The 12,256-nt window shown below is 40.7% G+C and carries 11 protein-coding genes and 1 tRNA gene; 1 reads left to right on the forward strand and 11 read right to left on the reverse strand.

Going from position 1 to position 12,256, the window contains the following annotated elements:
• Window positions 1-118 precede the first annotated feature (118 nt).
• The 5 genes from KA717_02890 to KA717_02910 form a co-directional block, all read right to left on the reverse strand.
• Entirely contained in the window at window positions 119-580 is a 462-nt protein-coding gene (locus KA717_02890; protein UXE61892.1) for a hypothetical protein, read from the reverse strand.
• A gap of 248 nt (window positions 581-828) precedes the next feature.
• The gene (locus tag KA717_02895; GenBank protein ID UXE61893.1) at window positions 829-1,242 is read right to left on the reverse strand and encodes a retroviral-like aspartic protease; all 414 of its coding nucleotides are present in this window, start codon (window positions 1,240-1,242) and stop codon (window positions 829-831) included.
• Window positions 1,235-1,375 carry a hypothetical protein gene (locus tag KA717_02900; GenBank protein UXE61894.1) on the reverse strand — a complete coding sequence of 47 codons (141 nt, stop codon included), beginning with the start codon at window positions 1,373-1,375 and terminating at the stop codon, window positions 1,235-1,237. Before KA717_02900 ends, KA717_02895 begins: the two co-directional genes overlap by 8 nt.
• A 296-nt stretch (window positions 1,376-1,671) precedes the next feature.
• Entirely contained in the window at window positions 1,672-2,460 is a 789-nt protein-coding gene (locus KA717_02905) for an Rpn family recombination-promoting nuclease/putative transposase (GenBank protein UXE61895.1), read from the reverse strand.
• Between the two features lie 234 nt (window positions 2,461-2,694).
• The gene (locus tag KA717_02910; GenBank protein ID UXE61896.1) at window positions 2,695-3,579 is read right to left on the reverse strand and encodes an Rpn family recombination-promoting nuclease/putative transposase; all 885 of its coding nucleotides are present in this window, start codon (window positions 3,577-3,579) and stop codon (window positions 2,695-2,697) included.
• A 341-nt stretch (window positions 3,580-3,920) separates the two neighbouring features.
• Between KA717_02910 and KA717_02915 the strand changes: the two genes are divergently transcribed.
• A complete protein-coding gene (locus KA717_02915) occupies window positions 3,921-5,156 on the forward strand; it encodes a DUF4365 domain-containing protein (protein UXE61897.1) in 1,236 nt (411 codons plus the stop codon).
• A gap of 305 nt (window positions 5,157-5,461) precedes the next feature.
• Here KA717_02915 and KA717_02920 read toward each other — a convergent pair whose 3' ends face one another.
• The 6 genes from KA717_02920 to pgeF all read right to left on the reverse strand — a co-directional run bounded on the left by KA717_02920 (window position 5,462) and on the right by pgeF (window position 12,244).
• Window positions 5,462-5,725 (reverse strand): hypothetical protein, encoded by a 264-nt coding sequence (locus KA717_02920; protein UXE61898.1) that lies wholly within the window; start codon window positions 5,723-5,725, stop codon window positions 5,462-5,464.
• Between the two features lie 39 nt (window positions 5,726-5,764).
• Window positions 5,765-5,845: transfer RNA gene (locus KA717_02925), tRNA-Leu, on the reverse strand.
• 46 nt (window positions 5,846-5,891) lie between these two features.
• Window positions 5,892-7,829, reverse strand: coding sequence for an FAD-dependent oxidoreductase (locus KA717_02930; protein ID UXE61899.1), 1,938 nt, complete (start codon window positions 7,827-7,829; stop codon window positions 5,892-5,894).
• 691 nt (window positions 7,830-8,520) lie between these two features.
• On the reverse strand, window positions 8,521-9,588 hold the full coding sequence (locus KA717_02935) for an undecaprenyl/decaprenyl-phosphate alpha-N-acetylglucosaminyl 1-phosphate transferase (protein UXE61900.1): 1,068 nt from the start codon (window positions 9,586-9,588) through the stop codon (window positions 8,521-8,523).
• A 103-nt stretch (window positions 9,589-9,691) separates the two neighbouring features.
• Entirely contained in the window at window positions 9,692-10,975 is a 1,284-nt protein-coding gene (locus tag KA717_02940) for a serine hydroxymethyltransferase (GenBank protein UXE61901.1), read from the reverse strand.
• A gap of 456 nt (window positions 10,976-11,431) precedes the next feature.
• Window positions 11,432-12,244, reverse strand: coding sequence for a peptidoglycan editing factor PgeF (gene pgeF / locus KA717_02945; protein ID UXE61902.1), 813 nt, complete (start codon window positions 12,242-12,244; stop codon window positions 11,432-11,434).
• Between the last annotated feature and the right edge of the window lie 12 nt (window positions 12,245-12,256).

Below are 12,256 nucleotides of genomic sequence, written 5' to 3' on the forward strand. Positions count from 1 at the left end.
GTATTAATTACTACATAAGATAGACTATCTAATGAGAGGGACTGCCTATCTAATATTTACGATTATAACATACCTATCCTATTATCCCTCTTTCATCATTAGTTTTGTTAATAAGCCATTAAAAACCTAAAGTAAATTTTTGAATTACCTCGGTAGTACCTGCTACTTTTTCTGCCTTTCCTTGAGAAAACACATTTCTACCCCATTGTTGCAACAGTTTGGCAAAGGTATCATCTAACAGATTTTGACGGCGTTCTAGGATGGGATAAACCACCGCAGGATCATTACTCTCTTCTTTTGCTTGTAAGACTTCTAATAAAAACTCCTGATATTTCTTCATACTTCCCGCTTGAGGCTTGAAATATTGCCCCAATTGTTGCGCCATATTCCGTAACCAAGCCGCAGGATTATTATTTCCTTGTTGTTCTAACCATGTTGCATAGTTTTCCATCACCTGCAAAAATTCGGGATCAATCAATTCCTGATTTGCTTGCAGAATATTATTGAGTTCCTCATCATCAGCACAAGCGAGCAACTGTTCAATTAAATTAAGATAAGCTTGTAATCTGGCTTCATCCATAACCGTACTATCTAACCCTAAATAGTTAAGATAAAACTATAGTCAATCAAATAATCACATAAGCAAGTGGGCTTAATTAATTGTCAGATGGGTCACAGGCTTCCATCCAGTGGACGGGCAAGATGCCCATCCCACATTTCATATTTAACTTCAACCAGCTACTTAAATCATAGTCTAGCATGATTGTAGGATAATAACTGATTAATCAGGCTTAGATAAACTCATCCTAAAAACTTCTTAAATTTTTATTACTTTGGACATACTTCAAAAGCTAATTGTGAATTATAAAAACAAACATCAAACTCCTTAAAAAAATTTGTCCTTCCTAAAAGTAGGGGAATATTATCAACTCTCGCCCATGCAAAAACTAAACTAATGGAAGGAAAATGACCAACTTTTGCTAATACTAATAAACCCTTAGCTTCTTGTTGTGATAAATTACCAGCTAAGGGAATAGAAATAGTTTGTTTTTCCCAAATAGCTCCCAATCGTAAACCAATTTGATAGGGTAAAACATTAACACTGGCTCCAGTGTCCAACAATCCCATTACATCCAAATCTTGATTTTGATAAGTTAATCTTAAGGGTAAATAAGGAATATAATCAATCACCCCCAATAAATCAGTTTTGGGTTGAAAATTAAACCTTTGAGAATCAAACATTTTGTAATTCTTTTTCCGATTCTAACAATGTCATTAATTGATGAGCCGCTTGATTAGAATTACGAAGTTGAGCTAAATAAGCTTCTTCATTGATTACCTCTTCATCCTTTCTTAATTCAGTTACTAACAACACCAGAAAGTCAAGTTTTTCTCGATAAGACAAGCTTTGCACTTGAGAAACTAAATTTGAGTCTTTCATAATCCCCGATTTAAACTATGTTAGTATGTAACCATATTTTGTCGAAAAGAGCAAGTCTCTAGCCATTTATTGAGAAATGGTCATAGATTCAATTTTATCTTTGCGTAAAACGCTATATTACAATGGCAGTTACCTCATCTTGTTGAAAGCTAAAACAATAATTTGTAATCAGATGTTTGAGTGAAACCGCGATCGCTGTTTAAGCTCTCAAAATCCAAGGCGATCGCGCCTTATTCCCTAATCCGAAACTCTAACCAATTATCCAAATCTGCAAGCTCACTGAAATCTAGCAGAGCTTCCCCCAAATCATCCAACTGCTCAAGCGTCAAACTATTAATCACTTGAATACGGCGATCGCTAATCTTGCCAAACCGCCGAGATAACTGACGAATCAGCAAACGAATCTCTCCCTCTTGGCGACCCTCTTGACGACCCTCCTGTTTAGCCTCTTGATAGACTCGTGTTTGCTTAATATCACTCAGTAAAAACATTGCTTGAATCTCCTCTCGGCTCAATTGGGCAAATTTGGAAACCAAAACCGTCTCCAATAAATCTATAATATCGTGGGTTACTAAAGGATCAGCAATTTCTGTTTTTGCTCTTTCCAATAATTGTTGGACTAAAACAGGAGCTTGAACATCTTGAGCTAGGATTAACTGAATCAATCCGACTCCAATAGAACCCGATCGCACTTCATCTAAATAGATAGGAATAATTCGACCACTATTAATCAATTCCTGTTGGTAAAGCGTTAAAGCTGTCACCTCAAAACGACGTTGGGCAAAAAGAGCAACAGCCTTCCAATCCTGAACAGGTTTATATTGATTCAAATAGAGATTAATTTCAGCAATTAATTCCCAGTAAAAATCATGTTTATTTTGGAATTGTACCTCGACAAAATAGAGGGGCTTATCCTCTCTATCAGGCATAAAAATTCCATCAAAACGAAAGGCTTTTTCTTTAACTTCAGCAGAAATAAATTTATAATGAGTTGCATCTTCAAGGGGCTGTCCTAACAATTCAAAATAACAAAGAATGAAAAGTCAGAAATAATTGATAAAATATTGTGTCAGTACGCATACTATTTCGTTAGAGCAGACCGTTTTACAAAAAGGGGAATCAACATTTTATTGTACCTTTTCTAATATTAAGTTCTATTATGTGTCGAAAAGCTTCGGCGATAATTTGCGATCAGATTTTTGTGTCAAATCGCGATCGCTGTTTAAGTTCTAAAAATGGAAGGCGATCGCGCCTTATTCCCTAATCCGAAACTCTAACCAATTATCCAAATCCGCAAGCTCACTGAAATCTAGCAGAGCTTCCCCCAAATCCTCCAACTGCTCAACAGTCAAACTATTAATCACTTGAACACGGCGATCATCAATCTTACCAAAACGCTTGGATAAAAGACGCAGAACTAACCGCGCTTCACCTTCTTGGCGGCCTTCCTGACGACCTTCCTGACGGCCTTCCTGACGACCTTCCTGAAGGCCTTCTTGTTTAGCTTCTTGATAGACCCGTGTTTGCTTAATATCACTCAGTAAAAACATCGCTTGAATCTCCTCGCGGCTCAATTGGGCAAATTTGGAAACCAAAACCGTCTCCAATAAATCTATAATATCGTGGGTTACTAAAGGATCAGCAATTTCTGTTTTTGCTCTTTCCAATAATTGTTGGACTAAAACAGGAGCTTGAACATCCTGAGCTAGAATTAACTGAATCAATCCGACTCCAATAGAACCCGATCGCACCTCATCTAAATAGATCGGCAAAATTCGACCACTATTAATCAATTCCTGTTGGTAAAGCGTTAAAGATGTCGCCTCAAAACGACGTTGGGCAAAAAGAGCAACAGCCTTCCAATCCTGAACAGGTTTATATTGATTCAAATAGAGACTAATTTCAGCAATCAGTTCCCAGTAAAAATCAGGCTTATTTTGGAATTGTACCTCGACAAAATAGAGGGGCTTATCTTCTCGATCTGGCATAAAAATCCCATCAAAACGAAAAGCCTTTTCCTTAATTTCAGCAGAGATAAATTGGTAATGAACCGCATCGTCAACAGGTTCTCCCAACAATTCAAAGAGAAGAGAGTTAAAGGTTAGGAATAATTGATAAAAAATAGTATCAGTACGCATAATATCTTTAGATTAGCACGGATCACAACTGGACAATAAGCGATCGCTCTTTAACTCTAAAACTAAACTCAGCACTGCGATCGCTATTATTACTCTTATTGGGACTGACAATGATCGCTCTTTAACTCTGAATCCTAAACCAAAAAGCGATCACTAATTATCTCAGGATCATATGGAAAATCGCTATTATTCCTGTAGAATGGGTTAAGGAACGCAATGAATCGTTAAGCAAACTGATCGCACTTGACTTTCAGACTACTGTTCGCTAAGATTATACTTAGACAAAATTTTTCCGTCTAATACATAATTAGCCCGTCTATTTTCAAATATTGCACTCAATTATGAAAGCTAATTCAAAATCACACACTGGAAGAGTTGGTGTTGCTGGAACACAATTACTTTTTAAGAGATTAGGTTGGATTTTTCGTGAGCAACCCATAGAAGACTATGGTATTGATGCTCATGTTGAAGTAGTTGAGAATAACACAGCAACAGGTAAATTAATTGCACTTCAGATCAAATCTGGAGAGAGTTGGTTCAGAGAGAAAACTAGCGATGGCTTTGTCTTTCGTGGCGACAGAGAGCATTTAGAATACTGGCAGCAACACTCATTGCCTGTCATGATTGTCCTATATCAAGATGATGAACAAATTGCCTATTGGCAGGCAGTTAATAGCAGTAATGTCCAGAAGACTGGTATAGGATGGAAACTTATTATTCCTTTTGCACAGAAGATCGATGCTCTATCGCTTGAAAGAATTCAAGAGTTTAGTAGAAAATTGACTGCAACTAATGGTTATACAATCCTTTCATTTCAGGATGTTAGTCATGGTGGGGCAAAAAGATATTCCGCAAACATTCTTCTGACCAAGGAATACGCAAAACCCGACATTATAGAGATCTCAAAAAAAATTACTGCCGAGTTGAAAGCACGAGAATATCATAGAAATAAGCAGGTAAAATTACACTGGGAAGGAAAGGAGGCTCACGTAATTTGGCTATTTCTGTATCTCTCTTTAGATGATATTAGTTCAGTAAACTGGATTTGTAGAACTGAATGGATTAGTAAGAGATTATCCTCAGAGTTTTCACCTATAAAGTTAGAGGGTGAAAACATTGATGAAGAAACCGTTATTGACTGGAACAAAGGCTATGAAGAGCAGGCAAATATTCTAGATTCTTATAAACTAACAAAAGAAGCTTATCTGGATGCTATGATTTGCATCTTAGATATTACGAAACCTATTGTTGAAAAAGCGATTCAATTCAGAGAAAGATTCATTAATGGTCAATTAATTGAGGCCAATTATATAGATTCCATGTCAAAACTAGAGCCACAGATAACAGATTTGTATTCTCAAGCAACTTGTATTGGTTCAGCCCCAACTGAATGTCGTGATTTGAGTCAACGATTTCAGTGCGTAATGGCTGTCGCTCACAGTATCGTTCTACCTTTCTCAGAGAAAGGGATGGAAATTTGGGAAGGAAGTAATAGAAACTATTTAGTGGATCAAGCTATTAAGGATTATCAAAAAGACCTACTTCGGCTAGAATTTGAACTTGAGAAGATTCATTAATAGTGTGATAGGCGATATGTAGATTGAGTTAGCAAAAGCAAACTCAATATTTCTCTTATCAAGTAATTATCTCACACCCAATTATTATAATTTCGTTAGCCATGACCAACCACATTCCAAACTCTAGTGGGATCGCTAACTTTTATTAAGTTTTGTTATTTGTCGAAAAGCTTCGACGATCATCTGCGATCAGACTTTTGCGTAAAACTTCGATTTCAAATTTGATAATACCATACCTTCCAATTTTAGCAAAAACAACAAATAGCGATCGCCCTTAAAATTTTTAACGGGATAGTCTGCAATAATCATTGTTCAACATCCCAAACTTCATTAATGGGACTAATAATATCTCCTTCATAAATAACACTATTTTTAAGAGGATTATTCATAGACCAGTTCAGTTCTAGAGTTGTCGGAGATTTTAAAGCCATCACAATCTGAGACAGAATACTTAACGTATGATCATCTACTCGATCAATTTCTAACTTGAGTTGTTCGCGGCTAATCATAACCTCTCCTCGCAAAACAGAACTGTCATTGATCGTAACCGACAAATTGTGAATGATCATCAAAAAAGCCAGTCCTGAGAACAAGACTGACTAATTTAATGCGGATGACGAGACTCGAACTCGTAAGGCAAAGCCACACGCCCCTCAAACGTGCGCGTATACCAATTCCGCCACATCCGCGTTTTGAGCAATTTTGAGTCTAACATAGCTCAGAGCCAAAAAACAACTAAATTTTTAAAACTCCTTCGGGCATTACTGTTAATAGTTCCCGTCGCTGTAATCCCTCTTCGTGACAGATCGCATTGGCCGCCAATAAGCCACTACTAACCGCCCGCTCCATCAAGCCACAGGGAAAAGGCATTTTCACCCAGTCCCCCGCCAAAAAGAGATTGCTCACCTCTGTTTCCGTAGAGGGACGATCGCGGTAACTATGGGGCGGAAAACCAGAGAAATTCTTTTGATTGACTAATTCACGGTGCAACATCTGAGCGTCGGTTAAACTGGGGACGATTTCGTATAATTCCTGCTCAAAAGTAGTTAACAAGGCTTCCTGGGTCGGAAATTCCTTTTCTTTGTAACAGTAGGCATGGAGTTCGACCACACTGCCCCCCGTGCGTTGATGCCAGTTAATAAATTGCTCTTGAATACGATGATAAAGGGTAATACTATCGGTTAACTGATAACCCGAAAGAGAGGCAAAATTGCTATGTTCCCAGTCAAAATCTCGATCAAACCAGAAGCGGGCAACGGCAAAGGGATCGGCGATCGCCAGGTTTTTTAATTGAGCTTGACAAGGGGTTGTTTCTCCCGTCATTAAATCGCTAAGATGACGCATTCCCACCACGTCGGCCGCTAAAACATAATAATCTGCTTGCAAGGTTTGATCTTGATTATTACTAGGATTAGCTGTAACTAACTGCACTTCATCGGCTTGGGCTTTCTGCACTTTAAAACGGGCTAAATTGCGTTTGGCAGGGCCTTGTAACACTTTTCCGTTAGCATCATAAACCGCACCATGACAGGGACAAACTAATTTACCATCGGCTTTTTTGGCTACGGTGCAACCTTGATGAGTGCAAGTTAAAGAAATCGCTTCCGTTTGTTGAGAATTAGCTAAAAAAACGCGATCGCCTGCGCCGTAATAATTTTTCTTTTCGTTGCTAATAAGCTCATTTTTTGTCACCCAAAAAGGAACCGCACTTTCCGATTCGCCTTGGTGATAACTGAGAGAATTTATTTTTCCCTGTTCACAATGAATTTTACTAACCTGAGCTTCAGTGATAATTTGGCCACCGTTTTTTTCAATGGCTTTAACCATCGGCATGACTAAACTCGTCACCATATCGTCTTTTGTGCCGTTAAAGGCTAAACCTTCTGGATTACCAAAGAAATAAAAGTGAAAAAATTGCATTAATTCCCCTGCACTGAGAACATCGGGGGCGTTCAAACTGGATTTAGCAAAGGGTAAAAAATAGAGATCATAAAGTCCCTGGGGAAAACCGCCTTCTACCCATTCCGAAACAGAAATTCCATCCAGGCGATCGTAACTTTTGGGAATCTGAAAGCCTGTAATAGCACGAAAAACTTCTAAATGAGAAATTTTAGTTAAATTAATACCCCACTTGAGACGATTAGGGGAGGAAATGGCTAAATCTACAATATTCCAGGGAAAAGCCGAATGGCTGGGACGAAAAACTTCGGGTTGATAAGTATCTCCTTTAAATACCAAGGAATAAAAATCTAAAGACTTAAAATTATCGGCGATCGCCAACTCATTAACAATACTTTTGAGATTGTAATACTGAGGAAAAAAGCCATGAAAACCGTGTTCCATCTGGAAAGTTTCATCGCCGACCTGCACTGTCCAACCCGCAACCTTACCCCCTAAATTTGGGGACTTCTCCAAAAGCGTTACTTTAAAACCCCGTTGACTCAATTCGTAGGCACTAGCTAACCCCGCTAATCCCGCCCCCACGATCACCACTGACTTCTCTTGGCTTAATTGACTAGGCAAGGTTAACCGATCTAATTGGTAGATTGACGGTTGGGGTTTCGTCATTCTGGAATAGCCCAAGGCTCCTCCCACAGTACCAACACTGAGCAATTTTAAAGCAGTACGACGAGACAGGGTTGATGACGGTAAAGGGTTTGATGATTGATTCATGCGATCGCAGAATTGACTGGGGAGAATTGTAAAGATTTGTGACTAATATTCCTTTATAATGTATTTCCGTTCAATTTTCCAAACCGAAAATAAACCTCAACTTTACTTGACTTTGCCCTGGGCTTGTTTGATTAAACGTTGAGCCTCTGGATAAACAGTGGTTCCATGGGGAACTTTTTTGAGTTCATCAATTTCTGTCAGTAAAAGATTTTTGGACTTTGAATTAAGACGCATGATCGAATCTTTCCAGTTTTCCTAGTCCTTTTTATGTATCGTAAACCAAGATCGGGAAAAAAGGCTTAACACACAACAACACCCAAAACCTACTCTCCAGTTACATCCCTTATCTACCACTTCACTACTCAGAGATCCAACTCAACATAGAGTTGCTTAATCTCCCATTTTAACTAACAAAGGGAATATACTGTTTTCGGATTGGGCGTTGTCGGTTGGCACAAGACAGATTTAACAATAAACAGCGCGACTTTACCTCTCTTTATAAACTAACGTTTTTGGCTCTTGAGATTGGCTGTTTGATCTGCCAGCGAAGCTTTATTGCTTCATATTTATAATTTACAGATTCCCTCGGCTTGTGACAAGGCTTTTTGACAAAAGTTAATTAACAATTAATGGCTTACTCTCATAAATATTAAGTTAGGTAAAGAGAAGTCAAAATATTGCCAGAAAAAAACTAATCATCAGCCTTGCGACTATTGCGCCAAACCTGCCAACCTAAATAAATCAACAAAAAGGTGGCACCGATCGCAAATCCCCAACCACTGGGAATATTGGAAAATCCGAGGGCCAAACTACCAGCCCAAAGGGTCAACGCATAGATAAATAAAACGGTGAGACGGTGGGAGATGCCCGCCTTAATCAGACGATGATGGAGATGACCCTTGTCAGCAATAAAAGGGGACTTGCCTTTGCTCAAGCGAGAGAGAATCACCACCGACATATCGAGGATAGGAACCGCTAAAACCAAATAGGGTAAAAGCACGGCTGTCACGGCAACGGTGGTCACGGCAGCAATTTTAACTAATCCAATCACCGCTACCCCTGCCAGGGTAAAACCCATAAAATAGGCCCCGCCATCTCCCATAAAAATCTGAGCCGGATTAAAGTTATAGCGCAGAAACCCCAAGGCCCCCCCAGCCAAGGCAACCGCAATTAAGGCCGCCGCCGATTGTTCCATAAATAGACAGAGAACAAATAAGACGACAGCACAAATGCCACAAACACCCGCCGCCAAGCCATCCAGCCCATCAATCCAGTTAATAGCATTGGCCATGCCGACTAACCAGAGCACCGTAATCGGTAAACTCAACCACTCCAGATGCACCAGACTCATAAAAGGGAGGGTGACAAAATCAATTCGCACCCCCATCGTCCATACCAGAGACGAAACTCCAGTTTGGGCAACTAAGCGGGAAATTGGGCTGAGGCTAAATAAATCGTCAATTAAACCGATACTAAAAAAAGCTAATCCACCGAGAGTCACTCCCCAAACTTCCCATTCTCGATTGGGGGGAAGTACACCAAAACCCCCTAATGACCAAACAACAATTAGGGCTGTCAGGGAACCAGCAAAGATAGAAACTCCTCCCAACCGTACCATCGGTCGCTGGTGCATTTTACGGGCATCGGGTTTATCTACGTAACCAGCCTTGAGACCAACACGCTTGATGATCGGTGTTGACCACCAAACAACCGCAACGGAGAGAAAAAAGGCAATAAAGTAGTATTGTTCTCCTAGCATTGTTCGGGGCTTTCCTAAGGGAGTCTTTGAGACTAGAGTGTACCCTAAAATTGGCTTTTTGGTTACTTTAAAAGTTATCTAGTCTGCAAAACTGATAAATCCCCTAGGCGATAGCCGCCAGAGGAATTTTAAGATGGGGATAAAGGGGGAAACGTTGACAAAGATCTGTCACCCGTTGCAGACAAGCTTTTTTCATGTCTGGATCATCGGGATTGAGCAGCAGATCAGCAATAATATCGCCAATTTCCTGGAAGTCTGCCTCCTTAAGTCCACGAGTTGTCATAGCGGGCGAACCTAAACGGAGACCACTGGTCACAAAGGGAGATTCGGGATCAAAAGGAACGGTATTTTTATTGGCCGTAATATGCACCTGACTGACTAATTGATCTGCCACTTTACCAGTCATACCAATGGAACGCAAATCTAACAACATTAAATGATTGTCCGTTCCACCGGAAACAATTTTGAAGCCGCGTTGGGTTAATTGGCTGGCTAGTGCCTGGGCATTGGCAATGACTTGACCAGAGTAGGTTTTAAAAGCCGGTTTGAGAGCTTCTCCGAAGGCAACGGCTTTAGCGGCGATGACATGTTCTAAAGGGCCACCCTGGGTACCTGGAAAGACGGCTTTATCTAATTTTTTGCCCAGTTCTTCGTCATTGGTCATAATTAATCCCCCCCTGGGGCCGCGCAGGGTTTTATGGGTGGTGGTGGTCACTACATGACAATGGGGTAAAGGATCGGGATGGTGGCCTGTGGCAACTAATCCGGCAATATGGGCAATGTCGGCTAATAAATAAGCTCCTACTTCATCGGCGATCGCCCGAAACTTATCAAAATGAATGGTACGCGGATAGGCAGAATAGCCACAGATCAATAATTTAGGACGCACTTTAAGGGCCAATTCCCGTACTTGCTCATAATCCAATTGTTCCGTTTCTGGACTAACCCCGTAGTGGTGAACCTTAAACCATTTTCCAGAAACATTAACGGGAGAACCATGGGTTAAATGGCCACCATGAGCAAGATCCATGCCCATAATCGTGTCACCGGGTTGCAGGAGTGTTAAAAAGACAGCAAAATTAGCCTGGGCTCCAGAGTGGGGTTGAACATTGGCGTGGGCAGCACGAAATAACTGCTTGACGCGATCAATGGCTAACTGTTCTGCTTGATCAATAAATTCACAGCCGCCGTAGTAGCGTTTTCCAGGCAAACCTTCCGCATATTTATTGGTGAGAACCGACCCTTGAGCAGCTAGAACCGCCGGGGAAGTAAAATTTTCGCTGGCAATCAGTTCAAGGTGAATGCGTTGACGCTGTAATTCCCGATCAATAATCTCAGCGATCGCGGGATCCGTCTCTGCTAGATATTCTAGATTAGTGTCAACCACGTTATAGTTTCTCCCAAATGGATCTAAGGTGTCCAGAGAAAACCATTATAAAAAATTTAGCCATCCTTGCAAAGTCACCTTATTGACATCCAGCAATTCTAAATTTGAAAAACTAGGAAGAGTTGGCAGTGGGAAGAGGGTCAAACCGCTCAAGCATAAAATCAAGGAGGTGTTGCCAGCTATCAAAGAGAAAATACAGCAATTCTCAGTTTTAGACACAGCAAGCCTTTTAGGGATTTAAAGAACATTTTAAAGGGTTTTTTTGAGGCAATTCCGTATGTACTATCACGCCTAAAAGCCGGAAGACTCGTAAAATGAACTTGTTAATCCCGTTAAATTTTACCCCGTATTACGTGAACTAAAACCTGAAACCCTTGCTACAGAACAAATTTAGAATTTCTGTTCTATAATAATTAACCTTGACCCTAACTAACCAACGACAGAATGATGGGAAAGTTATTTTCCTTGCCCACTAATAATGCCAGACCATTGTACTTTTTTTTCATGGGTACGACGATAGGAAAAGAAACGTTCGGGCATTTGATAGGTACAGTAGGGAGCGATCGCAATTTGGTCGGGTTGAAGATCGAGTTGATCGAGTTGTAGGGCGTTAATACGGCGCACATCTAAGCGAACTTTTCCTGCTTCAGGGTCAGATAAAATAGGCGGCTCTGTCAGGTTAGCAAGTATTTCTAAAATTTCTGTAGGGGGTTTGGGAACATCTGGAAATAAACTAGCCCCCACCTCTGCCGCTACGCCTTGATCCACTTGATAAACACTACCGGCGATCGCTGGCCCCATTGCAATCCGTAAATGGGATAACTGGCTACCCAAGGCTAGAAAACGCTGAATAGCTTTAGGAACAATGCTTTGGGCAGTACCACGCCAACCAGCATGAATCGCAGAGACTCGTCCTGTGACCCTATCCCCTACCAAAACTGGAGTACAATCGGCACTGGCTACCCAAACCGCTTGTTGACTGTGATCACTGATGATCCCATCGGCGGCTGGCCAACTCTCCTCATTTTCCCCAGTAGATCTAACCTGCTGAATTTCTGTGGGTGTTAAAAGGCGATCACCATGTACCTGTTTAACGCGAAAAACGGTGGACTGGGGTTGTAAAACAGCGACCAAGGTTTCTGGAACATCAGGATAGAAATCTTGAGTAAAGAAACCATGCTGCCATTCTTGCAGTAAACTACAGGTCAGATAGCTTCGGCCTTGCCATTCTTGCCATTGCCAATCTGAAAGTACAGGGGAATTAGTCATAGAAAATCCTTG

Source organism: Woronichinia naegeliana WA131 (genome assembly GCA_025370055.1).
Classification (GTDB): domain Bacteria; phylum Cyanobacteriota; class Cyanobacteriia; order Cyanobacteriales; family Microcystaceae; genus Woronichinia; species Woronichinia naegeliana.

What these genes read in the sequence shown, in the direction of transcription:
- KA717_02890 (UXE61892.1), bottom strand. Translation starts at nt 580, where the DNA reads ATGGATGAAGCCAGATTACAAGCTTATCTTAATTTAATTGAACAGTTG.
- KA717_02895 (UXE61893.1), bottom strand. Translation starts at nt 1,242, where the DNA reads ATGTTTGATTCTCAAAGGTTTAATTTTCAACCCAAAACTGATTTATTG.
- KA717_02910 (UXE61896.1), bottom strand. Translation starts at nt 3,579, where the DNA reads ATGCGTACTGATACTATTTTTTATCAATTATTCCTAACCTTTAACTCT.
- KA717_02915 (UXE61897.1), top strand. Translation starts at nt 3,921, where the DNA reads ATGAAAGCTAATTCAAAATCACACACTGGAAGAGTTGGTGTTGCTGGA.
- KA717_02920 (UXE61898.1), bottom strand. Translation starts at nt 5,725, where the DNA reads ATGATCATTCACAATTTGTCGGTTACGATCAATGACAGTTCTGTTTTG.
- KA717_02930 (UXE61899.1), bottom strand. Translation starts at nt 7,829, where the DNA reads ATGAATCAATCATCAAACCCTTTACCGTCATCAACCCTGTCTCGTCGT.
- KA717_02935 (UXE61900.1), bottom strand. Translation starts at nt 9,588, where the DNA reads ATGCTAGGAGAACAATACTACTTTATTGCCTTTTTTCTCTCCGTTGCG.
- pgeF (UXE61902.1), bottom strand. Translation starts at nt 12,244, where the DNA reads ATGACTAATTCCCCTGTACTTTCAGATTGGCAATGGCAAGAATGGCAA.